This is a genomic window from Klebsiella pneumoniae complex sp. WS1778, from assembly GCF_049472055.1.
Lineage (GTDB): Bacteria > Pseudomonadota > Gammaproteobacteria > Enterobacterales > Enterobacteriaceae > Klebsiella > Klebsiella quasipneumoniae.
Genome location: NZ_JBKGTJ010000001.1, coordinates 151,715 through 178,037 on the forward strand (window position 1 = coordinate 151,715; position 26,323 = coordinate 178,037).

The 26,323-nt window shown below is 59.5% G+C and carries 31 protein-coding genes and 1 pseudogene; 15 read left to right on the top strand and 17 right to left on the bottom strand.

Going from position 1 to position 26,323, the window contains the following annotated elements:
* Positions 1-8: 8 nt before the first annotated feature.
* Together ACLEXF_RS00770 and ACLEXF_RS00775 are read left to right on the top strand one after the other, a co-directional pair.
* A complete protein-coding gene (locus tag ACLEXF_RS00770) occupies positions 9-695 on the top strand; it encodes a KPN_01159 family EAL domain c-di-GMP phosphodiesterase (RefSeq protein ID WP_004203719.1) in 687 nt (228 codons plus the stop codon).
* A gap of 135 nt (positions 696-830) precedes the next feature.
* Positions 831-1,241 carry a Spy/CpxP family protein refolding chaperone gene (locus ACLEXF_RS00775; protein WP_023317967.1) on the top strand — a complete coding sequence of 137 codons (411 nt, stop codon included), beginning with the start codon at positions 831-833 and terminating at the stop codon, positions 1,239-1,241.
* A gap of 85 nt (positions 1,242-1,326) precedes the next feature.
* Here ACLEXF_RS00775 and ACLEXF_RS00780 read toward each other — a convergent pair whose 3' ends face one another.
* Entirely contained in the window at positions 1,327-2,829 is a 1,503-nt protein-coding gene (locus tag ACLEXF_RS00780) for a UbiD family decarboxylase (RefSeq protein ID WP_004203721.1), read from the bottom strand.
* 121 nt (positions 2,830-2,950) lie between these two features.
* On the opposite strand from ACLEXF_RS00780, the gene ACLEXF_RS00785 reads away from it, so the two are divergent.
* The gene (locus ACLEXF_RS00785; protein WP_371329528.1) at positions 2,951-3,850 is read left to right on the top strand and encodes a LysR family transcriptional regulator; all 900 of its coding nucleotides are present in this window, start codon (positions 2,951-2,953) and stop codon (positions 3,848-3,850) included.
* Here ACLEXF_RS00785 and ACLEXF_RS00790 read toward each other — a convergent pair.
* Together ACLEXF_RS00790 and ACLEXF_RS00795 are read right to left on the bottom strand one after the other, a co-directional pair.
* Complete coding sequence (locus ACLEXF_RS00790) at positions 3,847-5,631, bottom strand: sensor domain-containing diguanylate cyclase (RefSeq protein WP_048323831.1); 1,785 nt, start codon at positions 5,629-5,631, stop codon at positions 3,847-3,849. The two genes, ACLEXF_RS00785 and ACLEXF_RS00790, sit on opposite strands and share 4 nt — an antisense overlap.
* Positions 5,632-5,704: 73 nt before the next feature.
* Positions 5,705-6,913, bottom strand: coding sequence for an HD domain-containing phosphohydrolase (locus ACLEXF_RS00795; protein ID WP_004203727.1), 1,209 nt, complete (start codon positions 6,911-6,913; stop codon positions 5,705-5,707).
* Between the two features lie 303 nt (positions 6,914-7,216).
* Here ACLEXF_RS00795 and fraE point away from each other — a divergent pair, with 303 nt between their 5' ends.
* From fraE to ACLEXF_RS00815, 4 genes are all read left to right on the top strand, one after another.
* Entirely contained in the window at positions 7,217-8,260 is a 1,044-nt protein-coding gene (gene fraE / locus ACLEXF_RS00800) for a fructose-asparagine asparaginase (RefSeq protein WP_049115112.1), read from the top strand.
* A gap of 658 nt (positions 8,261-8,918) precedes the next feature.
* Positions 8,919-9,833 (top strand): kdo(2)-lipid IV(A) palmitoleoyltransferase, encoded by a 915-nt coding sequence (gene lpxP / locus ACLEXF_RS00805; protein WP_017898648.1) that lies wholly within the window; start codon positions 8,919-8,921, stop codon positions 9,831-9,833.
* 89 nt (positions 9,834-9,922) lie between these two features.
* Positions 9,923-10,561: a leucine efflux protein LeuE gene (gene leuE / locus ACLEXF_RS00810; RefSeq protein ID WP_004203730.1), complete on the top strand. Its 639-nt coding sequence runs from the start codon at positions 9,923-9,925 to the stop codon at positions 10,559-10,561.
* Positions 10,562-10,691: 130 nt separating this feature from the next.
* Entirely contained in the window at positions 10,692-10,955 is a 264-nt protein-coding gene (locus ACLEXF_RS00815; protein WP_004203731.1) for a DUF2534 family protein, read from the top strand.
* 59 nt (positions 10,956-11,014) lie between these two features.
* Here ACLEXF_RS00815 and ACLEXF_RS00820 read toward each other — a convergent pair whose 3' ends face one another.
* From ACLEXF_RS00820 to ACLEXF_RS00835, 4 genes are all read right to left on the bottom strand, one after another.
* Positions 11,015-11,140 (bottom strand): hypothetical protein, encoded by a 126-nt coding sequence (locus ACLEXF_RS00820; RefSeq protein WP_004203733.1) that lies wholly within the window; start codon positions 11,138-11,140, stop codon positions 11,015-11,017.
* 118 nt (positions 11,141-11,258) lie between these two features.
* The gene (gene yoaJ, locus ACLEXF_RS00825) at positions 11,259-11,333 is read right to left on the bottom strand and encodes a protein YoaJ (RefSeq protein WP_137910537.1); all 75 of its coding nucleotides are present in this window, start codon (positions 11,331-11,333) and stop codon (positions 11,259-11,261) included.
* Positions 11,333-11,434, bottom strand: coding sequence for a YoaK family small membrane protein (locus tag ACLEXF_RS00830; protein ID WP_004150782.1), 102 nt, complete (start codon positions 11,432-11,434; stop codon positions 11,333-11,335). Before ACLEXF_RS00830 ends, yoaJ begins: the two co-directional genes overlap by 1 nt.
* Positions 11,435-11,491: 57 nt before the next feature.
* A complete protein-coding gene (locus tag ACLEXF_RS00835; RefSeq protein WP_017898645.1) occupies positions 11,492-12,505 on the bottom strand; it encodes a sensor domain-containing diguanylate cyclase in 1,014 nt (337 codons plus the stop codon).
* A gap of 300 nt (positions 12,506-12,805) precedes the next feature.
* Between ACLEXF_RS00835 and ACLEXF_RS00840 the strand changes: the two genes are divergently transcribed.
* Positions 12,806-13,045 (top strand): putative hemolysin, encoded by a 240-nt coding sequence (locus ACLEXF_RS00840; RefSeq protein ID WP_049115115.1) that lies wholly within the window; start codon positions 12,806-12,808, stop codon positions 13,043-13,045.
* On the opposite strand, the gene ACLEXF_RS00845 is transcribed toward ACLEXF_RS00840, so the two are convergent.
* Complete coding sequence (locus tag ACLEXF_RS00845; protein WP_407259998.1) at positions 13,035-13,373, bottom strand: DUF488 domain-containing protein; 339 nt, start codon at positions 13,371-13,373, stop codon at positions 13,035-13,037. The two genes, ACLEXF_RS00840 and ACLEXF_RS00845, sit on opposite strands and share 11 nt — an antisense overlap.
* Positions 13,374-13,377: 4 nt before the next feature.
* A complete protein-coding gene (locus tag ACLEXF_RS00850; protein ID WP_126494446.1) occupies positions 13,378-13,887 on the bottom strand; it encodes a DUF523 domain-containing protein in 510 nt (169 codons plus the stop codon).
* Between the two features lie 145 nt (positions 13,888-14,032).
* Between ACLEXF_RS00850 and ACLEXF_RS00855 the strand changes: the two genes are divergently transcribed.
* Positions 14,033-14,725, top strand: coding sequence for a CTP synthase C-terminal region-related (seleno)protein (locus ACLEXF_RS00855; RefSeq protein WP_064177947.1), 693 nt, complete (start codon positions 14,033-14,035; stop codon positions 14,723-14,725).
* Between the two features lie 31 nt (positions 14,726-14,756).
* On the opposite strand, the gene ACLEXF_RS00860 is transcribed toward ACLEXF_RS00855, so the two are convergent.
* Positions 14,757-15,932 carry a CynX/NimT family MFS transporter gene (locus tag ACLEXF_RS00860; RefSeq protein ID WP_072140547.1) on the bottom strand — a complete coding sequence of 392 codons (1,176 nt, stop codon included), beginning with the start codon at positions 15,930-15,932 and terminating at the stop codon, positions 14,757-14,759.
* A gap of 107 nt (positions 15,933-16,039) precedes the next feature.
* Between ACLEXF_RS00860 and ACLEXF_RS00865 the strand changes: the two genes are divergently transcribed.
* Positions 16,040-16,834 carry an AraC family transcriptional regulator gene (locus tag ACLEXF_RS00865; RefSeq protein WP_072140428.1) on the top strand — a complete coding sequence of 265 codons (795 nt, stop codon included), beginning with the start codon at positions 16,040-16,042 and terminating at the stop codon, positions 16,832-16,834.
* Here ACLEXF_RS00865 and ACLEXF_RS00870 read toward each other — a convergent pair.
* From ACLEXF_RS00870 to ACLEXF_RS00880, 3 genes and pseudogenes are all read right to left on the bottom strand, one after another.
* Positions 16,818-17,264: a DUF441 domain-containing protein gene (locus tag ACLEXF_RS00870; RefSeq protein WP_004203746.1), complete on the bottom strand. Its 447-nt coding sequence runs from the start codon at positions 17,262-17,264 to the stop codon at positions 16,818-16,820. The genes ACLEXF_RS00865 and ACLEXF_RS00870 overlap by 17 nt on opposite strands.
* A 117-nt stretch (positions 17,265-17,381) precedes the next feature.
* Complete coding sequence (locus tag ACLEXF_RS00875) at positions 17,382-17,882, bottom strand: YbaK/prolyl-tRNA synthetase associated domain-containing protein (RefSeq protein ID WP_004203748.1); 501 nt, start codon at positions 17,880-17,882, stop codon at positions 17,382-17,384.
* 95 nt (positions 17,883-17,977) lie between these two features.
* Positions 17,978-18,134 (bottom strand): annotated as a pseudogene (locus ACLEXF_RS00880) (hypothetical protein).
* Here ACLEXF_RS00880 and ACLEXF_RS00885 point away from each other — a divergent pair.
* Complete coding sequence (locus ACLEXF_RS00885; RefSeq protein ID WP_216556100.1) at positions 18,129-19,265, top strand: glycosyltransferase family 9 protein; 1,137 nt, start codon at positions 18,129-18,131, stop codon at positions 19,263-19,265. The pseudogene ACLEXF_RS00880 and the gene ACLEXF_RS00885 sit on opposite strands and share 6 nt — an antisense overlap.
* A 184-nt stretch (positions 19,266-19,449) precedes the next feature.
* Here the strand turns inward: ACLEXF_RS00885 and ACLEXF_RS00890 are convergent, their stop codons facing one another.
* Positions 19,450-19,692, bottom strand: coding sequence for a DinI family protein (locus ACLEXF_RS00890; RefSeq protein ID WP_004203750.1), 243 nt, complete (start codon positions 19,690-19,692; stop codon positions 19,450-19,452).
* Between the two features lie 270 nt (positions 19,693-19,962).
* On the opposite strand from ACLEXF_RS00890, the gene ACLEXF_RS00895 reads away from it, so the two are divergent.
* Entirely contained in the window at positions 19,963-20,382 is a 420-nt protein-coding gene (locus ACLEXF_RS00895; RefSeq protein WP_004203751.1) for a translesion error-prone DNA polymerase V autoproteolytic subunit, read from the top strand.
* A gap of 2 nt (positions 20,383-20,384) precedes the next feature.
* Complete coding sequence (locus ACLEXF_RS00900; protein WP_004203752.1) at positions 20,385-21,650, top strand: Y-family DNA polymerase; 1,266 nt, start codon at positions 20,385-20,387, stop codon at positions 21,648-21,650.
* A gap of 6 nt (positions 21,651-21,656) precedes the next feature.
* Here ACLEXF_RS00900 and ACLEXF_RS00905 read toward each other — a convergent pair whose 3' ends face one another.
* Positions 21,657-22,562, bottom strand: coding sequence for a LysR family transcriptional regulator (locus tag ACLEXF_RS00905; RefSeq protein ID WP_017898609.1), 906 nt, complete (start codon positions 22,560-22,562; stop codon positions 21,657-21,659).
* Positions 22,563-22,728: 166 nt separating this feature from the next.
* On the opposite strand from ACLEXF_RS00905, the gene ACLEXF_RS00910 reads away from it, so the two are divergent.
* Positions 22,729-23,478: an SDR family oxidoreductase gene (locus tag ACLEXF_RS00910; RefSeq protein ID WP_023317977.1), complete on the top strand. Its 750-nt coding sequence runs from the start codon at positions 22,729-22,731 to the stop codon at positions 23,476-23,478.
* An 88-nt stretch (positions 23,479-23,566) separates the two neighbouring features.
* Here the strand turns inward: ACLEXF_RS00910 and ACLEXF_RS00915 are convergent, their stop codons facing one another.
* Positions 23,567-24,160, bottom strand: coding sequence for an ester cyclase (locus ACLEXF_RS00915; RefSeq protein ID WP_049092539.1), 594 nt, complete (start codon positions 24,158-24,160; stop codon positions 23,567-23,569).
* Positions 24,161-24,162: 2 nt separating this feature from the next.
* On the bottom strand, positions 24,163-25,272 hold the full coding sequence (locus tag ACLEXF_RS00920) for an alkene reductase (RefSeq protein WP_049092540.1): 1,110 nt from the start codon (positions 25,270-25,272) through the stop codon (positions 24,163-24,165).
* A 101-nt stretch (positions 25,273-25,373) separates the two neighbouring features.
* On the opposite strand from ACLEXF_RS00920, the gene ACLEXF_RS00925 reads away from it, so the two are divergent.
* Positions 25,374-26,282 carry a LysR family transcriptional regulator gene (locus tag ACLEXF_RS00925; RefSeq protein WP_004203758.1) on the top strand — a complete coding sequence of 303 codons (909 nt, stop codon included), beginning with the start codon at positions 25,374-25,376 and terminating at the stop codon, positions 26,280-26,282.
* The last annotated feature ends 41 nt before the right edge of the window (positions 26,283-26,323 follow it).

Sequence of the window (26,323 nt, forward strand, 5' to 3'; positions counted from 1 at the left end):
TTTTTTAAATGGTTAAAGAAAACGTGAAAAATACCTCTTATCGCTTCGTTCTGGAGCCCGCTATTAGCGATGATGGTGCCTACCACTCGTGGGAATTGCTCACTAAAGACATTATAGCACCCGCACAAAATAACACCTCCGCGCCCACGTTTTCTTTCTCCACGCTCACCGAACGCGACAAGCTTGCACTATTTACCCGGCAAATCGAATTGCTTTCCGTCTTTGATTTTTCCCAGGTCGATAATAAGCCGATCTCGCTGAATATTGATGATTTATTAAGCCATTTTATTCTGACCGACCGCTATCTGTGTGATTTTCTGCGCGCCAGTAAATACATCGCCCTGGAAATAAATGAGAATTTTCATGAGTTTATCGCCGGTCGCGAACTGACGGCGCTGAGCACGCTGGCGGCGCTTTGCCCGGTCTGGCTGGATGACTTTGGACGCGGACGCACGACTTTCCGGCTGCTGGAGCGATTTCGCTTCGATTGCGTCAAAGTGGATAAAGATTATTTCTGGGACAAAGAAAACGATCCCGCTTTGCCTGGGCTGTTACAGGCTATTCATACCCTGACCGGGCATGTGATTGTGGAGGGGATCGAAACCGAAAAGCAAAAACGGTTAATCACTGCGGCCGGGGATATCATTGGTCAGGGCCGTTACTGGAAGGATGAATATATCTTTCTCTGCTGCTGAGCCCCCACCGGGGCGAGGTTTCGGTGACCTGCCATTCTTTTCTTATCCAGTTTTAAACGAATGCTTTGTTACAGATAGGCTTTATTCCCGCGATGATAATCCCGTCTCTTTTACTTGCCTGAAGGATAACTCATTGTGAATACACGCTTGCGTAACACCCTGATCGCCATTGCGCTGACCACCTGCTTCACCGCCGCCAGCCAGGCGTCGACCTCGGCTGACGTGCCGTCTGTCTCGCAGGACCCGGTCGTCCAGCATCTGAAGCTGAGTGAGGATCAGGTCGCCAAAATCCAGGCGCTGCGTCAGGGATTCGAAAACAATGTGAGCCAGATTAAAATCAGCGGCTATCAGGACGGCGCCCTGGCCGACGTTATTCACTCCGGGAAATGGGATGAAGCTAAAGTCAAACAGCAGCTGGCTGCTTTTGGCCAGCTGGATCAGCAGGTGCGCTACTATCGTGTGAAATACTACTTTGACGTCAGCCAGGTGCTGACTGCCGAGCAGCGCGAGCAGGTGAAAAAAGACCTCGCCGCGGCGATTAATTAACCCAGCCTTCGCCATCCGCTCCGGATGGCGCTGAATCGGGCGACAGGCGCCGCGTGTCCGGCGCCAGTCGCCCAGCTTGACTGACTTACTGACCGTGGCCGTTTTCCAGACGGGCGAAATACTCCGGAGCAAACGGACGCGGGTCGACATCGGCAAACGGCGCACGCTCAAAGTGTGGCTTCAGCGCCCAGGGGACCGTGCAGTCAAAAATCGTCTTGCAGCTGATACCTTCCCCGCGGATCGACGGACTGTATTCCGGCGTCTGGGAAGGATCGAGCTGGTGACCGCGGATACCGGGGAGGGTGGTGATGCTGACATCCCCCTGCATGCGGGTGGTCATCGCCCACAGGATATCGTCGCTGTCAAAGATATCGACATCCTCATCAACCAGAATGATGTTTTTCAGTTCGGAATAGGTCGCCAGTGCCAGCAGCGCAGCCTGTCCCTGACGACCTTCGTCGGCGGGCTGACGTTTTTTCACCTGCAGGATCCCCAGAAATTTACCGCCGCCCGCGGTGTGGGCGTAGACATTTTGTAAGAAGCCCGGGATGGCAGCCTCGACGGCATTCCAGATACTGGCTTCCGTCGGCAGCCCAGCGAGGGTGGTATGCTCTTCCCCCGGTCCCACCAGCGTCTGCAGGATCGCATTGTGCCGCATGGTGACCGCTTTGACTTTGATCACCGGCAGCGACGGGTTGGCGCCGCCGCAGTAGCCGGGAAATTCCGGCATCGCGTGGCCGCTGTTGGTGTGCTGATCCTCTCTGACGCGCACGCCGGGCAGCAGTTCGCCTTCAATAACGATCTCGGCGCGGGCGATAGCTTTCTCCGGGACGCTGACGCCCTGCACCAGCTCCACCGGGCGCTGACGCAGCGCGCCAGCCACGCCCAGTTCGTTATAGCCAAACGGCGTGGTGGGGGCTTCGAAGCAGGCGCCAATATAGATGGCTGGATCGAGACCCATATTGATGGTTATCGGCAGCGGTTTTCCGGCTGCCTCGGCTTTCTGGCGAAACACTTCGATATGGCGGCCGGCGGCAAGAAACATCGACAGCTCATCCCGGCCCTGCACGCACAAGCGGTGGATGGTGACGTCGGTGAGCGAGGCGTCGTCAGGATCGCTGGCCAGCGCCAGGCCCAGGCAGAAGAAGGGGCCGGCGTCGATCGGGGTGTTGGTAGGCGCCGGGAGCAGGGTGCGCAAATCAAAGTCCGGATCGTCGGCCAGAAAGATCTGCTCCTGACAGGGGGCGCTGTCGGCCGGGACCACTACCGGCGCGACCGGTGTTTTCACCGCTTTACCCACCTCCAGCGCCAGCTGCGAAGCTTCGCAGCCCAGCAGCAGCGCTGCCCGCTGGCGGCTGGCGTGCATGCCCACCAGAATGCGCGAATGCGGATAGCCCTTAATATTGTTAAACATCATCGCCGGGCCAATGCGGGTGGGGCGCTTCACGGTGCCGCCGGCGCCGATATGGCGATAGACGCCGGCCAGCTCTGCGTTAGGGTCCACCGGATGATTGGTTTCGAGGTACTGATTGTCATGCTGTTGCAGCAGCGCGATGGCGTCGCGCAGATCCTGAATCGGTGCGGTCATGATGTTCTCCTTAGCGTGTCGATGCGCACAGTATGCTTCGCAGGCTAATGGTTATCAATTGCATCATTCATGCTTTATTGATAATATTTTTTTTATCAATCAAGCCCACCGGAGTCCGGCCATGTCCTTGCGAGCGTTACGCCATTTTGTGGTCGTTGCCGAAGAGTTACATATGCACCGGGCGGCGGAGCGGTTGCATATCGCCCAGCCCGCCCTCAGCCAGCAGATCAAACAGCTCGAGCAGCGTCTGGGGGTGGTGCTCTTCTCCCGCGCTAACCGCCGTCTGACCCTGACCGCCCCGGGCGAGGCCTTTTGGCAGAAGACGCGGCTGGCGCTGGAGATGGTCGACCAGGCGGCACTGGACGCCCAGCGCACCGCGCGGGGCGAGCAGGGAAGACTGCATCTGGGGTATGTCTCCAGCGCGATGTACGACAGCAAACTGCCGGGGCTCCTGCGCGAGCTGCGCGCCGACTGGCCGGGGATTGAGCTGTCGCTGGTGCATGGCGATGTGCAAATGCTCTACGAAGCGCTGCTGGATCTGCGCCTGGATATCGCCATCATCCGCGCGCCGCTGGCCTCGCCGCCGGACGCGCTGGTGGTCAGGCCGTTTATGCGGGAAAAGCTCTGTCTGGCGCTCTATCAGCAGCATCCACTGGCAGGGGTAGGGGCGCTCAATCTGGCCTCATTGCGCGCGGATAACTGGATCTCTCTTAACGATCCGCAGGGCACCGGGCTGGAGCAGGTATTTATTGACGCCTGCCGCGTCGCGGGCTTTACGCCGCAGGTGGCGCAGCGGGTCAACGACGTCACCTCGATGATTAGCCTGGTCTCCGCCGGGGTCGGGGTGGCCCTGGTTCCGGTCTCGGCGCGGGCCTTACGCCTCGATAACGTGGTGTACATCGATCTTCAGGACCGGCTGGCGGAGAGTGAGCTGAGCATGGTTTACCACCGCCATATCCGTTCGGCGGTAGTACGGAAAGTCATCTCGCTGCTCAATGCGACTGAGCACTCACCCGGTTAACCGGTCTTCAGGCGGCCAAAGCTGACAATCCTTGAGCGGCCCAGCTCTTTCGCCCGGTACAGCGCGGCGTCCGCCGCGCGCAGCAGGCTGTCGCTTTGGGTATGCTGCGGATAGCTGGCGATACCAATCGACACATCCACCTGACCTATTTCGGTCAGACCATCGCGCAGCGTCATATTATGCACCTGGGTATAGATCTCGCTGGCGCACTGGTGCGCCTCGGCTTCGTCAATGCCGGGGAGCAGCACCAGAAACTCCTCGCCGCCGTAGCGGAAAGCCATGCCGATATCGCGCACCGCGCGCTGCACGATGGTGGCGACGCTCTTAATCACCAGATCCCCGGCCTCGTGGCCGTAGCGATCATTGATGGCTTTAAAATGATCGATGTCGATCATCAGACAGCTCAGCGGGGTGTGGGTATGGACCGCCAGCGCCATCTGTGAATGCAGCGCTTCGTCAAGATGATGGCGATTACGCAGGCCGGTCAGGGAATCGAACAGCGCTTTTTCCAGCAGGGCGCTGCGTAAACGCTGATTGGCCAGCGCCAGGCCCAGCGCTTCCGCCATCAGCTCAAGGTAGGCCCGGGAAGGGGCGTCACTGGCGGTAACGTTCTGAAAGGTCAGCAGCCCGATGGCTTCGCCCTGGGCGATAAGCGGTACGCAGAGCGACTGGCCGGCGTGCTCCTCCGGCAGATGATAGCAGGTGATATCGGGTTCGCCCTGCACCGGCGGATGGCTGAGTCCCCGACGTATCGCCCAGCAGTCGTCGGGTGAAAAGGGCGTCGTCTCCCCGGCGGGCGCCAGCCACTGCGCCACGCAGCGCATCTGCCAGGGATCGGTATCCAGAATATACAGTTTCCCGGGGATCGTCGGGGCGATATTCGGCGCAAACAGTTCTGCCACCTTAATCACATCCTCAATGGTTTCACAGCCCTGCAGCCGCTGGGTCATGCGCGCCAGCAGTTCGCGGATCGCCCAGTCGGCGTCGCGCTGCTGCTCCAGCTGCTGGCGGGCCAGGCCGTTCTCGCGAAAAATGCGGATGGCCTGGGCCATATCGCCAATCTCATCCACCTGAGTGAACTGCGGCGTCTCCACCGCATAGTCCTGGGAGGCGAGACGCTGCACCACGTCGCTCAGGCGAACCACCGGGTAGAGCACCCGGCGTTTGAGAATAAAGCCGAGGACGAACAAAAACATCAGGGCGGTCAGGCCGACCATGATTTCCGACAGGGTTCGCCAGATCCGCGAGCGGTCGGTGGCCTGGTCAATGGCAACGGCGGCGCGATTTTCGAGCATCTGGCGGAAGCGATCGATCTGCGTCTGCATACGTTCCAGCTCGGTCTCGTACGCTTTGCCATACAGTATCGCGATGGCCGCTGGCGCATCGCCGTTGGCGACATGCGCCAGGGCGGCCTGCTGTTCATCCTGAAGTTCAGCGGCAATCTGCAGGCCATCGTGCAGCAGCGCCAGCTCCTCGCGGTTGGCGCCGTTATCTTTCAATCTGGCCAGCCGCAGCTCAATGCTTTTGTCGCTCCGCTGCAGCTGCTGATACTGCTCCAGCGTCTCCGGCGAGGGCTTAACCACGTATAGCCGGGCGAGGTCAGACAACGCCCAGGCGTCGTTTTCCACCTCGTCGGAGAGGGTATCAAAGACCTGGCGCTGCTGTACCGCCTGGCGTTCGACGCGGTCAGCGCTGGAGGCCATGAGCATGGCGCTCCCGGATGCCAGCGTCAGGCCGACGGTGATCCCGTAGGCCCAGTTGGTGATGGTGGCGATTCTCACCCTGTGTTTCCTTGCATGCAGATGAAGCGGTTTTAATTATAGAACCCGCCCCCGGTTATGACGGCGGCCCGCTTCAGGGGCGGTGCTCGCTGCGGGGGTGTTCAAGGGTCTGAAGAATGATGGCGTGTAGCGTTTCCGCATGGTGGCGTAAAACGAGAAAGACATCGCGATCCAGAGCGCCATTTATAACATCCGTTTCCATAATCTGTAAGGCCTCCTGCCAGGCCATCCCTTTACGATAAGGGCGATTTTCGGTCAGGGCGGTGAAAATATCGGCGATGGAGATAATCCGGTCGGCGAGGGTCAGGTGATCCTTTTCGAGATGCAGAGGGTAGCCGCTGCCGTCCAGTTTTTCATGATGATTCGAGGCCCAGTTGATAATGTCGCCAAGCTCGCTGTAGTCGCTCAGGAGATCTCCGGTCATGTAGCTGTGCTCGCGTACCTGACTCAGCTCGTCGTCATCCAGCTCCCCCTCTTTTTCCAGAATAGAAAGAGGGATATAAACCTTACCAATGTCATGCAGATAGCCGGCAACCTGTATTTGCTGGCAGGTGGGCTCTGGCAGCTGCATCCAATGGGCAAGCTGGCGGGCGATTTCCCCGACCATAATACTGTGGCTGGCGGTAAAGCTGCTGTAGGTGTCGACAATTTTGGCAATCAGCAGGCAGACATCTTTCAGACCGTCAATATCCAGATATAGCGTGTTGATGGGGGCAATAATTTCCAGCAGCCGTTGAATATGCCCGGGATGCAGGTGCTGCCAGAAGCTCGCATTTTCAGCGACCTCGCACAGGGTATCGCAGAGCAGCGGATCGATCTCCCGGTGCAGGGTGACGAACTGCTCCACCACTGCCCGCGTGGGCCACGCGGCCACGCGGCTATCCGCCGGCAGCAGCCGTTCAAAGGCATCGGCGAAATAGACAATATGCTGTTCGCGGCTGCCGCGGTGCTCCGGGCTAAAGTGGTGGTCGCGAATAAAGGGGACGATGGGCTGGAAGGTTGCTAACCCCTCAAGCATCGCCGCCCCCTGGCGCTGATGCGGATCGTGGATATTATCGATGGCATCCAGCGAATGGATGGTGCGTCTATCACCCAGTACGCCGATATCGTGCAGCAGCGCGGCGCAAAAAATGGTCTGCTGACGCTCGGCAGGCAGCTCCAGCCTTTGCGCCAGCGTCAGCGCGATTAAGGCCGTTCGTTGCATATGCCGGTGCAGTTCAGGGTTAATGATCTGAATGACGTTGGTGGTCAGCATCAGGGCCGACTTCAGGGCAATGCGCATTTCTGTTCTCCGTTCGCGTCACCTGGCGGGCATAAATGACCTCGAGGGTGACGGAAGTGTCGATAATCTGATCGCAATGCGTGTTGTGTGTTGCTGAACGGGTAAAATCTCATAATGTATGGGGTCATGGCGCCTGCCCGGTTCAGATCCAGTCATGCACCAGATTTGGGCGATGTTGAGGCGAGAACCTTATTATTGTCTGATAGTTAACCATTTACCCCCCGTAAAAGATATCAATTCTGGCAAGCCCTTTGCATTAAGCAAGCGTAAGTTTGATTAATGTCTATGAAGGGAGTGACCTGTATGAATTTTAGAGCATTACTTGCCATTGCGTTACTGACGATAAGCAGCCTGGCGTTTAGCGAGACGCGTTTACCGCATATTGTCATTTTAGCCACCGGCGGGACGATTGCCGGCTCGGCGGCCAGCAATACCCAGACGACGGGCTATAAAGCCGGGGCAATTGGCGTGCAGACGCTGATTAACGCCGTGCCGGAAATCAGTAAAATTGCCCACGTCGAAGGTGAGCAGGTGGCGAATATCGGCAGTGAGAATATGACCAGCGATATTATTCTGCAGCTCTCGAAGCGGGTGAATGCGTTATTAGCCCGGGATGATGTCGATGGCGTGGTGATCACGCATGGCACCGACACCCTCGATGAAACCCCTTATTTCCTCAATCTGACGGTGAAAAGCAATAAACCGGTGGTCTTTACCGCCGCGATGCGTCCGGCGACGGCGATCAGCGCCGACGGACCGATGAATCTGCTGGAAGCCGTCACCGTCGCCGCCGACCCGGATGCCCGCGGGCGCGGGGTAATGGTGGTGCTTAACGACCGCATCGGCGCGGCGCGCTTCGTCACCAAAACCAATGCCACCTCGCTGGATACTTTCCGGGCGCCGGAGGAGGGGTATCTTGGCGTCGTGGTGGGGGGAAAACCCCAGTTTGAAACGCGGGTGGATAAGATCCACACCCTGCGCTCGGTCTTCGATGTGCGTCAGCTGAAGGCCCTGCCGAAAGTGGTAATCATCTATGGTTACCAGGACGACCCGGAGTATATGTACGATGCGGCGATCGCCCATCATGCCGACGGTATTATTTACGCCGGCACGGGGGCAGGTTCGGTGTCGGTACGTAGCGCCGCCGGTATTAAAAAAGCGCAGCAGGCGGGCATCGTGGTGGTGCGCGCCTCCCGCACCGGCAGCGGCGTGGTGCCGCCGGACGACAGCCAGCCCGGGCTGGTGGCCGATTCCCTCAATCCAGCGAAAGCGCGTATTCTGCTGATGACGGCGCTGACGCAGACCAAAGATCCGCTGCTGATCCAGCAATATTTCCACACCTACTGATCCTCTGCCGCCGGGGCGTCCATCACGTCTTCGCTGCGGTTTGCCCTACAGTGACCCGACGTCGGGTCACTGTCCGCGCTAAACACGGTGCTTTATGCCGGTAAGGCGTAAAGAAATATTTTTTCAGCGGCGGGTAAGGGCGGTATTAACGCGCAAACAATTGCCAGGGCGCTTATTTTTAAAGCATCTTTAAATAAGTCTATTCTTAATTATTCCCTTAAGGCGATTTTAATATTCCTTATGCTGACGGATAAAAAATGAGTCACGCTGAAGGGGGAACCCTTTTATTTTTTCGCGGCACAGACGAAGAGCTTGGAGACGCGGGCAGGCTGCGGGCCGTGTGGCTGAGCGGGCATCAGACCCCGGCAGACAAGGCGTTCTCGCGTCGGGTTTCGATTATGTCCGGTAGTAACGCTGATGATTAGCGTGAAAATGATATGCACGATGAATATATTAAGAAGAGGATAAGATTTAAGTTTACATTTAGTAACATTTGTGCCGCAATTATGTTTTTTTGTCAGCACGCTGTTTTTTACTTGCCGGAGGGAATTTCAGCGGATTAGTATTGTCCTACTTGCTGTACGTACCGCCTAATGATGATAAATGGATTCTGTTTTCCTTAAGCGTTACCACATAATTAATGTTTACAGGAAAAATCATGGCCTGCGTATTTAATAAACAACTTTTACACCCGCGCAACTGGCTGACCTGGTTTGGGCTCGGCATCCTCTGGTTGATTGTACAACTGCCTTATCCGCTGCTGCATTTTATCGGCACCAGTGCGGGTCGTCTTTCCCGACGTTTTCTCAAACGCCGCGAACATATCGCCCGGCGCAATATTGAACTCTGCTTCCCGGAGATGTCGCCGGCGGCGCGCGAGACCCTGATCGATCAAAACTTTATGTCGCTGGGAATGGGGCTGATTGAAACCGGCATGGCCTGGTTCTGGAGCGACGAACGGGTCAAAAAATGGTTTGATGTCGAGGGCTTTGCCAATCTTAATCATGCGCTTAGCGGCGGGAAAGGGGTGATGGTCGTCGGCGTGCACTTTATGTCGCTGGAGCTGGGCGGGCGCGCCATGGGGCTGTGTCGTCCAATGATGGCCACCTATCGTCCGCATAACAGTCCGCTGATGGAGTGGGTGCAAACCCGCGGTCGCCTGCGCTCGAACAAAGCGATGATCGATCGTAACAACCTGACCGGCCTGGTACATGCCTTAAAATCAGGCGAAGCGGTATGGTTTGCTCCGGACCAGGATTACGGCCCCAAGGGCAGCGTGTTTGCGCCGTTTTTCTCCGTCCCGCAGGCGGCAACCACCAACGGCACCTATGTGCTTTCCCGCTTATCGGGGGCGAAAATGCTGAGCATCAGCATGGTGCGCAAGCTGGATCGCCAGGGCTACAGCTTGCACATTAGCGAAGTGATGAATGACTATCCGGGTGAGGATAAGCAGATCGCCGCCGGCTATATCAACAAGGTGATTGAGCGCGAGATCCTCCGCGCCCCTGAGCAGTATCTGTGGGTGCATCGCCGTTTTAAAACCCGCCCGCTGGGTGAACCTTCCGTCTATTAACCTTCCCGCACAGGCTGCGCTTTCAAAATCCCGACAGTTGGGGTAACGTGAGCCGGATCATGTTTTAGTCGTGCGCGAAGGAGTGCAGAGTGTTCGCTGAGTTTGGTGTTCTGAATTATTTGACTTACCTGGTCGGGGCGGTGTTTATCATCCTCGTCCCTGGCCCTAATACGTTTTTTGTGCTGAAGACGGGCATTGCCCACGGCGTGAAGAAAGGCTATCTGGCGGCGGCGGGCGTCTTTATTGGCGACGCGGTGCTGATGTTTCTGGCCTTTGCCGGCGTGGCGACGCTGATTAAGACCACGCCGGTGCTGTTTAACGTCGTCCGTTACCTCGGGGCGATTTACCTGCTGTGGCTGGGGGGCAAAATGCTCTATGCGGTGCTGACCCAGCGTGACGGCCAGGCCGACGCCAGCGCAGAGCCGGCGAGCGCGATCCTCAAGCGTTCCCTGACCCTGAGCCTGACCAACCCGAAAGCGATTCTGTTTTATGTGTCGTTTTTCGTGCAGTTTATCGATGTCAACGCCAAAGCCCCCGGGGTGGCGTTCTTTATTCTGGCGCTGACCCTTGAGGTGATTAGCTTCTGCTATATGAGCTTTTTGATCCTCTCCGGCTCGTTTGTCACCCGCTACGTCAAAACCCGCAAGAAGCTGGCTAAACTTGGCAACAGCCTGATTGGCCTGGTTTTCGTTGGGTTCGCCGCGCGCCTGGCTACCCTGCAGTCCTGATCCCCACGGGCCGGTTACCTACAGACCGGCCCGCCGCCTCTTATTCTGTCCTGTAACAAAAACCCTTCATTTTTTATTGCATTGGTGTTACATATACAGCCGTTTATCGCTCAGCAAAAAGGAAGCCCGGATGATTCTGCAAAAACTCCTCAGCAATAAAAACTGCAAAAAATACTGTCTGTCGCTCGCGGCGGTGTTTGCTATCGCGCTGGCGGTGGTGGGACGGGCGACCTTTGGCGGCGTGGTGAGCGAGTACAATATGCCGTACTCGGAGTGGACGACGTCTATGTTCTTCCTGCAGGGGGCGATGGTGACAGTTTACAGCATCGTCTTTACCGCGCTCTTCGCTATTCCGCTCGGCTTTATTTTCCTCGGCGACGAGCGTCAGGATTAAGCGTCAACGGGCGAACCGCGGTTCGCCCTGTCTTATCGGCTCATCAACAGCGTGAAGCATTAATCATCGTCATGATAGTGGTGATGGTGGTGGTGGCGATGGTGGTGATACCCATCGTCAACAATGCATCCCGATAACAGCGTGCACAGCGCGATAATCAACGGTAACACGATCGGCTTTTTCATCCTTACTTCTCCCGCTATTTTTCTTTCCCCGTGGCCGAGAATGCCGCGGCGGATAACGTGAGTGTAAAGCGTTAACTTATTGATGGGATAGGACAACTCCGCAATATCGTCGCGGCGATCACCACCAGCCGAACTGGGCGCCGGCCACCGCCACGATGGCGACAACCAGCATAATAATGGTGCTTTTTTTCATTATGCCCCGCCCGGCGCCGCATAGCCGCCGACAAAAAACCAGCCGAGAAAGACGACGGCGATGATAAAGATCGCCACCGGGAAAAGAATACCCAATTTCATGATAGTGTCCCTGTACCCACGAATGATGCCCTGCATGATACTGGATATCGCGTGACTTTAGTCAATATGAATAAAATTCTCCTGCCGGCGAGACTTTTTATCCTGATACATCGCCTCATCGGCAGCGCGTAAGGCCGCTTCAACATCGATACTCTGCGGATCGCAGATGACCACCCCGAAGCTGGCGCCCTCATAGTTGATACGCTGTTCGCCGAGGAAGTAGACCCCGCACAGGGCCTGGCGCAGGGTGGTGACATACGCCTGCTGCGCTGCAGGCGGCTGGGCGCTACCGACGATCAAAAACTCATCGCCGCCAAGGCGGCCAACGATATCTTCACGGCGCGCGACGGCGGTGAGTCGTTCGCCGACCTGCACCAGAAAGCTGTCGCCGCACGGATGGCCGAACCGATCGTTAATGGCTTTGAAACCGTCGAGATCGATAAAAATGAGCGCGACCTGTTGCTGCTGAGCGCGGGCGGAGGCAAAGCGTAGCGCCAGCTGCTTAAACAGCGCGCGGCGATTAGGGAGCTGGGTGAGCTCATCGGTCGACGAATGCAGCTCCAGCGCGACGTTTGCCGCCTGCAGTTGTTGCACCAGGGTGTCTTTTTCCACGTAGTGGGAAATGAGCTTCGCGAACAGGCCCATGACCTGTTCACCTTCAAGGTTATAAGGCTGTTGTTGCCGGCTGGTGGCGCAGAGGGTGCCGAACAGAGAGCCGTCGGCCAGGCGCACAGGAATGCTTAAAAAGGTGGCGATCCCCAGCTCCTGGGCGGCGATGCAGGAGTGCCAGCGACGGGCGACGTCATTGCTAAACGTACACTGATCCTCAAGGGCGCGTTTGCACAGAGATTCATCCCAGGGGACGGAAAATCCTTCCGGGATCTGCATTTCGCTGCTGTTGTGGGCGAACATGATCTGCTGCCGCTGGGCGTTGATATCGATGCGGGTAAGGTAGGTGGACTCCATTCGCGTCACCGCCTCCAGCATCTCCAGCAGCTGGCGCACCAGGGTTTCCAGGGACTGTTCCGTAGCGAGGGTTTGCGACACCCGGGCAAGAATAAAATCTGACATGAATAATACAGCTCCAGCACGCCAAACGTCACCCCAGCATATTGGGCTGCAAACGGACATCAGCGTCGAATAAACAGTGATATTTTTAAATTTATCACATCTTTCTGGGGAATACTTGTCGACTCGCCGGGAAAAAAGCCCCGTCGGGGGCGACGGGGAAAAACTCATTGATTATGGAATGATCTGTTCTCTGGTCAGTTCGAGAACAGGGGCTACTCTACGGGGGAAAAGTGCAGGCAAGATGGAGAAACCATGGAGATTCAGGCTAAAATCCCCGGGAATTGGAGAAAGGGAGAAAAGATGAAAAAGTTACTGGCTATTTTGCCCCTGGCGCTGGCCGGCTGTGCCCAGCCGCAGCCCACCGCGCCGACGAAAACCATCGGCATGCCCAATCCCGCGGCGGTCTACTGTCAGCAATCCGGCGGCATCCGGGTGCCGGTGCAAACGCCGCAGGGCGTCAGCACCCAGTGCAAGCTGCCCAGCGGCGAAACTCTCGATGAGTGGGCGCTATGGCGCCGGGACCATCCGGCTAAATCGTAACCGGCAGGGCCGCCAGCCAGGCGGCCAGCACCCGGGCATGATTCTGCTCGGTGTTCTTCGCGGCGTACAGCAGCGTCAGCGTCTGGCGCTGCGCCAGCGCCGCCAGCCGCAGGCCCGTGTCGCGATGGGCGTCGAGCTCCTGAAGATAGTGCTGGCTGAAGTGGGCGAAATCGATCGCCTCGCCGTGAAAGGCTTTCCGCAGCTCAGCGGACGGCGTTAACTCTTTACACCACTCATCACAGGCCAGTGCCTCTTTTTTAATCCCCCGCGGCCAGAGACGGTCGACCAGCACCCGGTAGCCGTCGCTGCTTTCCTGCGGATCGTACACCCGTTTACATTGAATCATCATCCTGCTCCCTCTGTGCCATCCAGGCGAGCAACTGCGGGATCTGCCCGTCGGAAAATACCGTGATGCCGTGGGCGCGTAGCAGCTCGGCGGCCACGCCGGCGCCCGCTTTGCGCCGCCCGCGAAAGGAACCGTCATAGATAAACTGACTGCCGCAGGTGGGGCTGCCGTCGGTGAGTAACGCCGCCTCACAGCCCGCTTCCCGGGCGGCGCTGAGCGCCAGCCAGGCGGCCAGCTGATAATGTTCCGTGACGTCGCGGCCGTCGCTTTCCACGATCCGCGCCCGCCCGGCAAGCACATCGCCGCCGGCGCCGCCGACGATCTCCGCCGGCAGACGGGGCGTGGACAGACCGGCCGCCAGCTCCGGGCAGTGGATCACCAGACGATCCGCCTGCTGCCAGCGGGACAGGGTCGCCGCCAGCTGCGCCTTCTCGCTACCGTTATATCGCACCTGGAATCCCATCAGGCAGGCGCTGACCAAAAGCTTACTTTTCATCCTCTCTCCCTTTTGCGCTTGCTCCAGTATACCTCACCCGCCGGCCACGGCGGTGGGGGGAAAATAAGGATTGTGTTCCGCAGAGGGGATCGCTATCCTGACGTGCCTTGTGCTGCTCGTCTCGTCCAGACATAAGGAACCTGCTATGAAAACCCCTTTACGCCTCGCCCTCGTCGGCGATTACCACCCCGATATTGTTGCCCATCAGGCCATTCCCCTGGCAATAGACGATGCTGCCGCCGTGCTGGAGCAGCCGGTGAAATATGACTGGCTCGCCACCCCGTCGATCGCCTTCGGCGACGCGCTGGCGGAGTACGATGCCGTCTGGGTCGTTCCCGGCAGCCCGTATCGTCACCCGGAAGGCGCGTTTACCGCTATCCGCTATGCCCGTGAAAACAGCATTCCTTTCCTCGGCACCTGCGGCGGCTTTCAGCACGCGGTGATTGAATACGCCCGTAACGTGCTCGGCTGGCAGGATGCCGGTCATGCGGAAACCGACAGCGAAGGGCGGATGGTGATCGCGCCCCTCAGCTGCTCGCTGGTGGAGGCTTCTGCCGTCGTCGAGCTGCGGGCGAATACGCTGATTGCCCGCGCCTATGGCCGGGAGAGCATTGAAGAGGGCTACCACTGCCGCTACGGGGTGGACAGCGCGTTTGCCGCGGAGCTGGAGCAGGGCGATCTGCGCGTCACCGGCTGGGATGAAGAGGGCGAGATCCGCGCCGTCGAGCTGGTGACGCACCCGTTTTTTGTCGCCACCTTGTTCCAGCATGAACGCCACGCGCTGGACGGGCGTCCTGCGCCGCTGGTGCAGGCGTTGCTGCGCGCCGCGGCACAATAACCCTACCGGCAGCGCCCGCTGCCGGTCATCTTCAGGGATGAATCTCCCGGTCGCGCCCGGCGAGGGCGCCGCAGATCGCCATCACCAGCGAAATCAGCGCCACCGCCAGCAGCGGAATATGCCAGTCGCCATTGGCATCGTGGATCCTGCCCATCAGCGGCGGCCCGCAGGCGGCCAGCAGATAGCCGACGCTCTGCGCCATCCCCGACAGCGCCGCGGCCTGGTGCGCCGAGCTGGCGCGCAGGCCGATAAACGTCAGGCCGAGGATCATCGTGGCTCCGGAGCCAAAGCCGAACAGCAGCGTCCAGCCGATCGCCAGCCCTGGCAGTAGCCACAGCCCGGCGGCGCTGATGGCGCACATCAGGGCGACCAGCACCGCGATCCCGCGCTGGTCGCGCAGCCGATGCAGGATCAGCGGTATCGCCAGGCCGGGCGCAGCGGTCGCCAGCTGCAGCAGGCCATGCAGCGAGCCGGCCTGCGCTTCGCTATAGCCCATACTCTGCAGAATCGACGGCAGCCAGCCGATAATCACGTAATAGACCAGCGAGTTGATGCCGAGGAACAGCGTCACCTGCCAGGCCAGCGCCGACCGCCAGATCCCCCGGTTATGCATGGCGCCTGAGCCGGTCAGCGGGGCCTCCGCTTGACGCCGGGACTGCGGCAGCCAGCTGAGGAGCGCCAGCAGCGGAAAGATCATCAGCAGCAGCAGCGCCCCGCGCCAGCCGAATCCGGCCATCGCCACGGGGACCACCAGCGCCGAGCCTAGCGCCGCTGCGCCGCCCATCGTCAGGGAATAGGCGCCGGTCATCCGCGCGACATGCTGCGAGAAATCCCGTTTAATCAGCCCGGGCAGCAGCACGTTTCCCAGCGCAATGCCGCAACCGATCACCGCCGTGCCGATAAACAGCCATGCAGCGGAGGGCAGGGAGCGCAGGGCAATGCCGGCGCAGATCAGCAGCATCGCCAGCAACAGGCTGCGCTCCATGCCGAACCGGCGGGCAACCCCTGCCGCCAGCGGCGAGACAAGGCCAAAGGCCAGCAGCGGCAGGGTGGTGAGCAGCCCGGTCTGCGCGGTGGTCAGGCCATAGTCGCTACGAATCGCGTCCAGCAGCGGCGCCGCGCCGGTAAAGACCACGCGCAGGGTGGTGGCGATGAGCAGGATACCGGCAATCAGCAGCGCGGAGCGGCGGCCGGTGGAGGAGGTCACAGAAGACATATCATTCTCAAGGTAACTAAAGAGGGGGGTTACGATAGCGACTTTGTCCTCTGTTTAAATCAAGCTAAAATGACAGATTATCGCTAATATCGGACAACATGATGATCGGACTGGGTCTGGATGGTTATGAACCGGACAGTGGCCACGAATCGGCCATTGCCTTTCGTATTCGGGTGGTGGAGGCGGAGCAGTATATTCCGGCGCATTCCCACCGTAAGGGGCAGCTGATCCTCGCCCTGCACGGCGCCTTAACCTGCGAGGTGGAGAACGCGATGTGGATGGTGCCGCCGCAGTATGCGGTGTGGGTCCCGGGGCAGCTTTCCCACAGTAACCGCGCCACCCCCGGCGCCCAGGTGTGCTTCCTGTTCATCGAGCCGGGCGCCGCGCCGATGCCGGACCGCTGCTGTACGTTAAAGATTTCCCCGCTGGTGCGGGAGCTGATCCTCGCCCTGGCGGAACGCGGCGGGGAGTCGCTGGCCGCCCCCGCCACGGCCCGGCTGGTGCAGGTTCTGTTTGATGAGCTGCCCCGTCAGCCGCAGGAGCACCTGCAGCTGCCGGTATCGAACCACCCGAAAATTCGCCAGATGGTGACGATGATGGCTGAGGATCCGGCGCGCTGGCAGACCCTGAACCAGTGGGCGGCGGAGTTCGCGATGAGCGAGCGCAATCTGGCGCGGCTGGTGGTGCGTGAAACGGGGCTGAGCTTTCGCCGCTGGCGCCATCAGCTGCAGCTGATCCTTGCACTGCAGCTGCTGATCCGCGGGCAGACGGTGCAGCAGACGGCCCAGGCGCTGGGCTACGACTCCACCACCGCCTTCATCACCATGTTTAAGAAAGGGCTGGGGCAGACGCCGGGCCGCTATCACGGCAGCCTGGCTACGACTTCCCAATAAACAGCGAGATGATCCCGGCGGCAATCAGCGGCCCGACCGGGACGCCGCGAAACAGGGCGACGCCGAGCACCGTACCGACCAACAGCCCGGCCACCAGATGCGGCTGGGAGCCCATCAGCGAGACGCCGCGTCCGCCAAGCCACGAGACAAACACCCCGACCGCAATCGCCAGCAGCGATTTCCAGTTCATAAAGGAGTGGATCAGCGTCGATGGCGGCAGCGTGCCGCTGGCGATGGGCGCCATCACGCCGATAGTCAGAATGATGATCCCGACGGTCAGGCCCTGCTTCTCAATCCAGGGAAAGAAGGCGTTCAGCGGCGTGACGCGCACGATAATCAGCACGAGGATGGAGATTGCTACGGTGGTGTTATGACTGATAAAGCCGAGCGCCGCCAGACCCAGCAGGATCAACAGGGTGGTATCAAACATGTACAGAGGTCCTTGCCAAAAAAAGAATGCCAAAAAATATCCTGCTGACTCTACGCATCGTGGCGTGAATAAACAGGATTTTTACGCCATGCGGCGGAAATCAGGGCCGATGCCCGGTTAGCTAAGACGGCGAAAGGTCGCGATCTCCGGTCGGGCGATATGTAAATAGTCTTCGGTATCGAGAATGATCGATCGGTCCAGGCGCCCGGCGTTAAAGGCGATTTGTGGGAAGCGCTCAAACAGCAGCGGGTCGGCCACCAGCCGCAGCGCCGGATGGAAACTGAAGGGGGGAATGGCGCCGAACGCGCAGGCGGTGAGCGCTTCCACTTCCGCCGGGCTGGCCAGCGAGGCTTTGCTGCCGCCGATATGCCGGGCCAGGCTGGCGAGGTCGGCCTGCCGATCGGCGGCGAGGATCGCCAGCACATGCTGGTTGACGCCGTTTCCTTTGACTTTACAGACTAACGCTTTCGCGCCCTGGCCAAGCGCGGTGCCGCGGATCGCCGAGACGGCTTCGCACTGGCCGACCGCCTCGTGCGCCATCACCCGATAGCGCGCCTGATGTTCGTCGAGCAGCGCGCACAGCCGCTGATGGATATTACCTTCTACTGCTTCAAGCATAGCGTCCTCCTGACTTCATAAAGCAGCCAGCTTAGCGCTGTTGCGCCGGCCTGCCAACGGTGGGCCGGCAAATTCACTATTCACTCATTATTGCTTCACAGTGCTGTGGTGCAATCCCGCAGGGCTGGATGAGTTTTGTAAATAAAAAAAAGAATGATTTTCATTTTCAATCGAACTTTTTTTATTTCGCTCAGTCTCTATCGGACGACACAGAATATTAATGATTGCCGTAATGAGGTTAGGATGATGCACGATGCAACCATGCAGGGCTCCCCACGCAAGAAGTTTAATAAAATAAGGGAGCTCAACAGACGGCGAAATTACTTTACTAAGAAAGTACGTAATGCCCTGCGGGTGGGCGTGGCGAAAGCGCTCTGGGATCGCCGACGCCGTCAGCCGGTGGATTTGTCGTCCGCGAAAACCGTCTTACTGATGCGCAATGAGGGGGCGGTCGGCGATGTGGTGGTGGATTCCGCGCTGGTGAAATGCCTGCATCAGTCAGGCTATATCGTTGATTTCCTGCTGACGACCTCTAATAGCCAGGTGATGCGTTATAACCCGCGGATCCGCTATATTTATGAAGCTGACCCGGTTACGTCAGCCGATTTTTTGCGAAAATTTAATCATAACGTTCCCCGCGATGTTATTAATGAACTGGCTAATAATAAGTACGATATTATTATTGACCCTTCGCTGTTCGATATTCCCGTGCATCGCCTGCGGCTTTTCCGACAAATAAAAGCGAAATCGGTGCTCGGGTTTAATAAATGGCCGTCGATTAAGCATTACTCCCACTCTTTTGATTTTGACTGCCAGCGCTGGCACGTGACGAAAACGTTCGAGCTGATCGCCGATTATCTCAAACTGGACACCCGCGGGCTGGACGCTTACGACCTGGCGGTGCCCGGGCCGATTATGCAGGAGGTGGCGCAGTATCTGGCGTCGCTGAGCAGAAAAGCGGTAGTGATTAATATTTTTGCCGGCCATGGCGACCGCAGTCTCTCGCAGACGCAGTTGGCCGAACTGCTCGACAAGCTGCTGGCTCGCCATCCGGGGATCGCGGTTATTCTGCTCGATCACCGGCGTGAGATCCGCATCCCGCTGCCGCCGGAGGTGGTGATTAACCCATTTAACACGTTACACCATGCGATGGCGCTGATCGCCCTGGCGGAGCTGATTATCTCCCCGGACACCTCGGTGGTGCACATGGCGGCGGCGTGGAACAAACCGCTGATCGCGGTCTACAAGGACGTTCTGCTTAATAATCGGCTGTGGGCCCCGGGCTATGACAACGCCAGACAGATTATTGTTAAATGCGGGAAGGTGCATGAGCATCGCGAACTGGCGGATAGAATTATAGCGGCGCTACCGGAGACGCTGTGAGGGCGATGAGGAAAGGCCGGCAGGCATGCCCGGGAAGCTCACCTGCTGGCCGTATGCAAGAGCCAGCAGGTGAGCGAAGGTTGCATTGCCAGTCTGCAACCGCCGCTATTGTACTGTTGCCCGTGGCTCTGCCACATCCGGGAAAGCTCTTAAAGAGGGGGGGCGCCGCGACTAACGGGCGGCATTACTCTTCAGTGAGCCACATGTCCGCCTCTTCAAACATCTCCTGCACCGTGCGGCTGATCAGCTCTTTTTCATGCTTGCTGGCGTCGGTGTTGATCGCCGGCAGCGTCATCATCGGCTTCACGCGCACTTCCGCCTCCGGGAAAATGCGCTGCATGCGTTTGGTCAGCTCGTTAAGAATGGTCTCTCTGGCGCCCGGCAGCCCGGCAAAATTGCGCTTGTCATAAATCAGTTCCACAAACATCTTCTGTCCTCTGTATGCTGATCGCGGGCGTTAGTTTTACTGTATTAATGTACAGTGTCAAGCGAATGCCGCGGCGCGGCGCATCTACCCCCTCGCGCGGCGGGCGGGCTGCGCGCAAAAGCAGCAAACGGTTCGCGGGCGCTGAAGAGGACCCCCATTGACATCAAGGAGTTATTTCAGTGCTGGCGATTGATAGCTGGAGCCGATATTGACCGGCAAAACAGGCAAAACTACTGTATATATATTCAGTATTATGTGGTGGGTTAAAAAATGAACTTTTACACGCCGGTTGAGCTACGTCAGATTGTCTCCTTTCCCTTTTTTGCCGACCTGGTGCAGTGCGGCTTTCCCAGCCCGGCCCAGGACTATGTCGAGAAGCGAATCGACCTCAACGAGCTGCTGGTGCAGCATCCCAGCGCGACCTATTTTGTCAAAGCCGCAGGCGACAGCATGATCAATGCCGGCATTGACGAAGGCGATCTGCTGGTGGTGGACAGCGCGCGTAAAGCGGAGCATGGCGATATCGTCATTGCCGCCGTCGGCGGCGAATTTACGGTAAAAAAGCTGCAACTTCTGCCCCGGGTGCAGCTTAACCCGATGAACCCGGCCTATTCGCCCATCGTGGTCGGCCGCGAGGAGACGCTCGATATTTTCGGCGTGGTGACCTACATCATCAAGGCGGCGGGTTGATCATGTTCGCGCACTGTGATGTGAACGCCTTTTATGCGAGCTGCCAGACTGCATTCCGGCCAGACCTGAAGGGGCGGCCGGTGGTGGTGCTGTCGAACAACGATGGCTGTGTGATCGCCCGCTCGGCGGAGGCGAAGCCGTTTGTGAAAATGGGCGAACCCTACTTTAAGCAGAAGGCGGCGTTTCTTCGCCACGGCGTCGTGGCGTTCAGCAGCAACTATGAGCTGTACGCCGACATGTCCAACCGGGTAATGACCACCCTGGAAGAGCTCGCCCCGCGCTGCGAAATTTACAGTATCGATGAAGCCTTTTGCGATGTCAGCGGCGTGCGCCACTGCAAAGATCTGACCGACTTTGGCCGGGAAATCCGCGCCACGGTGCAGCAGCGCACCCATCTGACGCTGGGCGTCGGGATCGCCCCGACCAAAACCCTGGCGAAGCTGGCCAACCACGCGGCGAAGCAGTGGCAGCGGCAGACGGGCGGGGTGGTGGATTTATCCTGCCCGCAGCGGCAGCGGAAGCTGATGGCGCTGTTGCCGGTGAGTGAGGTCTGGGGCATCGGGCGGCGGATCGGTAAAAAGCTCGAGGCAATGGGGATCGGCACGGTACTCCAGCTGGCGGAGAGCGATATCCGCTTTATCCGCAAGCACTTCACGGTGGTGCTTGAGCGAACGGTACGGGAGCTGCGCGGCGAGCCTTGCCTGGCGCTGGAGGAGTTTGCTCCCGCTAAGCAGGAAATTATCTGCAGCCGCTCGTTCGGGGATCGCATTACGGCCTATGAGGATATGCGCCAGGCGATCTGCAGCTATGCCGCGCGGGCAGCAGAAAAGCTGCGCGGTGAGCATCAGTACTGCCGGTTCGTCTCCGCCTTTGTCAAAACCAGCCCCTTCGCGCTGAATGAACCCTATTACGGCAACAGCGCCTCACTGAAGCTGCTGACGCCGACGCAGGATTCCCGGGATATTATCGCCGCGGCGACAAACTGCCTGGACGCCATCTGGAAAGCGGGGCATCGCTATCAGAAGGCCGGGGTGATGCTCGGCGATTTCTACAGCCAGGGCGTCGCCCAGCTGAACCTGTTCGACGAGCTTGCCCCGCGGCAGAACAGCGCCAGGCTGATGCAGGTGCTCGACCAGCTGAATGCGAAAAACGGCAGGGGGGCGCTCTATTTTGCCGGCCAGGGGGTCCAGCAGCAGTGGCAGATGAAGCGAGAGATGCTATCGCCGCGCTACACCACGCGATACGGCGACCTGCTCCGCGTCAGATAACGCGCGCTATCCCTGCACCGCAGACGGAAAAACCGCCGCCAGCCAGTCAATAAAGACGCGGAGCCGGGGCGGGACGTGCCGGTGCCGGGCATAGACAACGTGAAAAGGATAGGGGGCCGGGCGCCAGGCGCTGAGGATCTCCACCAGCTTGCCGCTCGCCAGCGCCGGTTTCAGCGAATAGGTAAAGGTCTGCACAATGCCTAAGCCCGCCTCGCCGGCGGCAATATGCGCGTTGCTCTCATTGATGCCGAGATGGTGCTCCGTCTTCAGCTCGGTGCTGACGCCGTGACGGGCAAAACGAAACGGAAACGCTCTGCCGCTGGCCGGCGACAGGTAGCTGATGAGCCGGTGGCCATGGTTCAGTTCATTCGGTGAGGCGGGCGTACCATAGCGCTGAAGATAGCCCGGGGTGGCGCAGGTAACCAGCGCCGCCTCGCCGATTTTACGGGCAATCAGCGTCGAGTCTTCCATCGGTCCGCCGCGGATGGCGCAGTCAATATTGCCGCCGATCAGGTCCGAGGGCTTATCGGCCACTTGCAAATCGATACGGATATCCGGCCAGGTGGTCATAAAGTCCGCCAGCAGCGGGATCAGCACATCGCGCGCGGTCGACCCGCCGATGGCGATCCGCAGATGGCCCTTTGGCTTATTGCGGGCGGTATTGAAGGCGGCGTCGATCTCTTCCAGGTCTTCCAGCAGGCGCCGGGCCTTTTCATAGTATTCCCGTCCTTCCGGCGTCACGGTGATACGCCGCGTAGTGCGCTGCAGGAGAGAAACCCCAAGATGCGCCTCCAGTTGCTGAATGGTTTTGCTGAGGGTGGCGTTGGGCATATTCAGCGAGTCCGCGGCGCGGGTAAAGCTGCCGGCTTCGACAACGCGGGTGAAGGCTTTAAGAGCTGAAAACCGGTCCATTATTCGCTTTATCCTGGTTACTGGAGGTGATTATCCACCGAGGGGAAGAGTGTTTTTCAGATTAGGCCATTTTTCCGCCTCGCCGGGACGATTACAGTGCTTTCCATACCCGGCGGGGCGCTTTCGCGAGCCTGGCCTGTTTATACTCTAACCAAGGAAATGCACCATGAGCAAAAAACTTGCGGATAAAGTGGCGTTAGTCACCGGCGGCAGCGCCGGGATTGGCCTGGCGTCGGCGAAAGCGCTGGCGGAGCAGGGCGCGAAGGTGTACATCACCGGCCGCCGTCAGGAGGAGCTGGATGCGGCGGTAAGATTCATCGGACCCGCCGCCCGCGGGATCCGCGCTGATGCCGGCGTGTTAAGCGACCTTGACGCGGTATTTGCGACCATTGCCGACGAGTCCGGCCGGCTGGATGTACTGTTCGCCAATGCCGGCGGCGGAGACATGCTGCCGCTCAGCGCCGTTACCGAAGCGCACGTTGACCGGATTTTTGCCACTAACGTGCGCGGGGTGGTGTTCACCGTGCAGAAAGCGCTGCCGCTGCTCACCGACGGCGCCTCGGTGATTTTGACCGGCTCTACGGCGGCGGTAAAAGGGACGGCTAACTTCAGCATCTATAGCGCCAGTAAGGCCGCAGTACGCAGCCTGGCGCGCTCCTGGGCGCTGGAGGTTAGCGACCGCGGGATCCGCATCAATGTGGTCAGCCCGGGGCCGGTACGTACCCCGGGTCTGGGAGGGCTGGTGGCGGAGGCGGATCGCCAGGGCTTGTTCGATGCTCTGGCCGCCGGCGTACCGCTCGGGCGGCTGGGCGAGCCGGAGGAGATTGGCCGGACGGTGGTGTTTTTAGCGTCGGATGAGTCGAGCTTTATTAACGCCGCAGAGATCTATGTCGACGGCGGGCTGGCGCAAATCTAAGCGCCGGCTGGCGCCAGGCGAGCCGTCCCAGCGGAGACCGGGGCGGCTCGCCGTGTTGGCGATCGCTGACGCACCCTCCGGGGGCGGCTTATTGCGCGCCCAGCTGTTTCATCAGCGTCAGGTTATCTTCAATATGCCAGTTGGCGGTAATTTTACCGCCGCGGATCTGATAGATATCGGTGGCGATAAAATCGATATTTTGTCCCTTACCCTGCCGGGTGCCGAAGGTCCCGGTAAAGCGGCCATGAAAATGTAAGTGTGAGACCACCCGGTCACCGGCCACGATCATTTGTTCGACATCACAGCGTAAATCCGGCACCGCCTGGCGAAACGCTCTGGAGGCGAGGATCGCCCCTTCCGGCCCCTGTCGGCGACCTTCCGGGGGCGTTTTATCGATAAAATTCTCCGCCAGCGCCGCCCGGGCCAGCGCGGCATCACCGGTATTCCAGAACGTGGCATACTGCCTGGCGACATATTCATTGGCGGCGCGTGTGGCTGCGGGAAGGCTGTCGTCAGCGATGAGTTGCGCCGGCTTCAGCAGATCCTGTTGGGCTGCATACGCGGAGCCGGACATTGCGACAAGCAGCAGCGCGGTGGCGCAGCGATGGCGCGTGAGGCCGCGTCTGGCCTGCGTGCGGGCAACCGCGACACCACGGCCGGCAGGTAACATTTTGCGGGTCATTTTCACTCTTTATGCTCCGTATAGAAGGGATAGTCGGTATAGCCCGCCGCCGTGCCGCCAAACAGCGTGCCGGGATCGCTGACGGTCGCCAGCGGCCAGCGGTGCAGAAGCCGCTGCGGCAGGTCGGGATTGGCAATAAACGGCCGGCCGAAAGCCACGAGGTCGGCGAGACCGGCGTCAAGAATGCGCTCCGCCTTCTGCTGATCGTAATTCCCGGCCACGATCAGCGTGCCGCTGAAGGTCGCGCGCAGCGTGTCGCGGAAGTGTCGGGGAACGGCTGGGGCATCGTCCCAGTCCGCCTCCGCCAGATGGATAAAGGCGATGCCCTGCTGTTCGCACCAGGCCGCCAGGGCAAGGATGGCGTCGATCACCTGCGGGTCATTCATCCCGCGCTGGGTAATGAAGGGGGAAAGGCGGATGCCCGTCCGCTCGCGGCCGATTGCGTCGCCGATGGCGGTCAGCACCTCCTGGGCAAAACGGATCCGGTTGTTCAGGCTGCCGCCGTACTCATCGGTACGCTGGTTGGCGGTCCGCCGCAGGAACTGGTCGATCAGATAGCCATTGCCGCCGTGTACTTCCACGCCGTCAAACCCCGCCGCGATCGCATTGCGCGCCGCCTGACGGTAATCGGCGACAATACGCTGGATATCCGACCGGGAGAGCGCCCGCGGCGGTGAACAGTCCACCATCTGGCCCCGGCCCTGCTCATCCACCACCCAGACCTGGGCGTCCGGCGCCAGCGCCGAGGGGGCCACGGGTTGACCATCCGCATGAAAACGGGCGTGCGACATGCGTCCCACGTGCCAGAGCTGAGAAAAAATAACGCCGCCGGCCTGATGTACGGCTCGGGTCGTCAACTGCCAGCCGGCAATCTGGTCTGCGGAATGCAGGCCGGGCGTCCAGGAATACCCCTGTCCCTCGGGAGAGATTTGCGTCGCTTCCGTAACGATCAATCCCGCGCTGGCGCGCTGGCGGTAATACTCCGCCATCAGCGCGGAGGGGATATTTCCCGGCTGCAGCGCGCGCGCCCGGGTCATGGGAGCCATGACGATACGGTTTTTCAGCGGCAGCGTACCGATGCGATGACGATCAAAAAGTGAGAGCGTGTTCATAGTGGTGTCCCTTGCGAAGTGGAATGGAAATCACTTTACAGTCGGGAGCTGATTTTGATAATTAGACGAAAAATAGATTCACTTTTCGGGATATACGAAAAATGGGCAAGCTGGAAGATATGGCGCTGCTGGTGGCAGTCGCCGAAGCGGGGGGACTCTCCGCCGCCGGCAGACGGTTGTCACTTTCGCCGGCCACCATGACGGCCCGCCTGAAGGCGATGGAAGAGCGTTACCAGACCCGCCTGTTCCATCGCTCGACGCGCGCTATCACCCTGACCAACGCGGGGGAAGATTTTTATCATGCCGCGCGGCGCGTACTGGAGGAGGCGCGCCACGCCGAGTCGTTGCTGACGCAAAAAGAGGGCGTCCTGAGCGGCGATATTCGCCTTTCCGCCCCCTCCGACTTTGGCCGACAATACCTTAGCCCGGCCATCGTCGACTTTACCCGCCGTCACCCGGAAGTGACCTTTTCCGTCTACTTAGGCGAGCGCGTGGAGGATCTGGTCGCCAACCGGCTGGATATGAGCATTCGCGTCGGTAATCTGCCGGACAGCAGCCTGGCCATCCGCCACATCCGTCCTAACCACCGGGTGCTGGTGGCCTCGACGGCTTACCTTGCCGCCCGTGGAACGCCGGCTTCGCCCGAGGCGCTGCATCATCACCGCTGCCTGGCGCTGGAGCGGCATGGTGTGGTGATGAACGAGTGGCGCTTTGAGGAGGCGGGAAAAGAGCAGATCATCCGGGTGACGCCGGCGATGGTCTGCGACGATGGGGCGCTGCTGCGGCAGTGGGCGCTCAGCGGGTCGGGGATCGCCGGTAAATCATGGTGGGATGTGAAGAGGGATGTCGAGGAGGGGAGGCTTCAGGTGCTGTTTGCCGATCGCTTCACCGGATTTAGCCCTTTAGACCGCAAGGAGGTTGGGCTGCAGTTTGTCTTTCCCCAGCGAAAGCTGCAACCGCCGCAGGTGTCGGCGTTTATGGCGTTTTTTATCGACTGGCTGGAGAAGTGACGGGCAGGCGGTTCGCCATGCTCAGGAGCGCAAAGGATGGC

Bases quoted from the DNA above. Each gene is read 5' to 3' on its own strand.
- ACLEXF_RS00770 (WP_004203719.1), top strand. From the start codon at position 9: ATGGTTAAAGAAAACGTGAAAAATACCTCTTATCGCTTCGTTCTGGAG.
- ACLEXF_RS00780 (WP_004203721.1), bottom strand. From the start codon at position 2,829: ATGACCGCACCGATTCAGGATCTGCGCGACGCCATCGCGCTGCTGCAA.
- ACLEXF_RS00785 (WP_371329528.1), top strand. From the start codon at position 2,951: ATGTCCTTGCGAGCGTTACGCCATTTTGTGGTCGTTGCCGAAGAGTTA.
- ACLEXF_RS00795 (WP_004203727.1), bottom strand. From the start codon at position 6,913: ATGCGCATTGCCCTGAAGTCGGCCCTGATGCTGACCACCAACGTCATT.
- fraE (WP_049115112.1), top strand. From the start codon at position 7,217: ATGAATTTTAGAGCATTACTTGCCATTGCGTTACTGACGATAAGCAGC.
- lpxP (WP_017898648.1), top strand. From the start codon at position 8,919: ATGGCCTGCGTATTTAATAAACAACTTTTACACCCGCGCAACTGGCTG.
- ACLEXF_RS00815 (WP_004203731.1), top strand. From the start codon at position 10,692: ATGATTCTGCAAAAACTCCTCAGCAATAAAAACTGCAAAAAATACTGT.
- ACLEXF_RS00820 (WP_004203733.1), bottom strand. From the start codon at position 11,140: ATGAAAAAGCCGATCGTGTTACCGTTGATTATCGCGCTGTGCACGCTG.
- ACLEXF_RS00830 (WP_004150782.1), bottom strand. From the start codon at position 11,434: ATGAAATTGGGTATTCTTTTCCCGGTGGCGATCTTTATCATCGCCGTC.
- ACLEXF_RS00835 (WP_017898645.1), bottom strand. From the start codon at position 12,505: ATGTCAGATTTTATTCTTGCCCGGGTGTCGCAAACCCTCGCTACGGAA.
- ACLEXF_RS00840 (WP_049115115.1), top strand. From the start codon at position 12,806: ATGAAAAAGTTACTGGCTATTTTGCCCCTGGCGCTGGCCGGCTGTGCC.
- ACLEXF_RS00850 (WP_126494446.1), bottom strand. From the start codon at position 13,887: ATGAAAAGTAAGCTTTTGGTCAGCGCCTGCCTGATGGGATTCCAGGTG.
- ACLEXF_RS00855 (WP_064177947.1), top strand. From the start codon at position 14,033: ATGAAAACCCCTTTACGCCTCGCCCTCGTCGGCGATTACCACCCCGAT.
- ACLEXF_RS00865 (WP_072140428.1), top strand. From the start codon at position 16,040: ATGATGATCGGACTGGGTCTGGATGGTTATGAACCGGACAGTGGCCAC.
- ACLEXF_RS00870 (WP_004203746.1), bottom strand. From the start codon at position 17,264: ATGTTTGATACCACCCTGTTGATCCTGCTGGGTCTGGCGGCGCTCGGC.
- ACLEXF_RS00875 (WP_004203748.1), bottom strand. From the start codon at position 17,882: ATGCTTGAAGCAGTAGAAGGTAATATCCATCAGCGGCTGTGCGCGCTG.
- ACLEXF_RS00885 (WP_216556100.1), top strand. From the start codon at position 18,129: ATGCACGATGCAACCATGCAGGGCTCCCCACGCAAGAAGTTTAATAAA.
- ACLEXF_RS00890 (WP_004203750.1), bottom strand. From the start codon at position 19,692: ATGTTTGTGGAACTGATTTATGACAAGCGCAATTTTGCCGGGCTGCCG.
- ACLEXF_RS00895 (WP_004203751.1), top strand. From the start codon at position 19,963: ATGAACTTTTACACGCCGGTTGAGCTACGTCAGATTGTCTCCTTTCCC.
- ACLEXF_RS00900 (WP_004203752.1), top strand. From the start codon at position 20,385: ATGTTCGCGCACTGTGATGTGAACGCCTTTTATGCGAGCTGCCAGACT.
- ACLEXF_RS00905 (WP_017898609.1), bottom strand. From the start codon at position 22,562: ATGGACCGGTTTTCAGCTCTTAAAGCCTTCACCCGCGTTGTCGAAGCC.
- ACLEXF_RS00910 (WP_023317977.1), top strand. From the start codon at position 22,729: ATGAGCAAAAAACTTGCGGATAAAGTGGCGTTAGTCACCGGCGGCAGC.
- ACLEXF_RS00915 (WP_049092539.1), bottom strand. From the start codon at position 24,160: ATGACCCGCAAAATGTTACCTGCCGGCCGTGGTGTCGCGGTTGCCCGC.
- ACLEXF_RS00920 (WP_049092540.1), bottom strand. From the start codon at position 25,272: ATGAACACGCTCTCACTTTTTGATCGTCATCGCATCGGTACGCTGCCG.
- ACLEXF_RS00925 (WP_004203758.1), top strand. From the start codon at position 25,374: ATGGGCAAGCTGGAAGATATGGCGCTGCTGGTGGCAGTCGCCGAAGCG.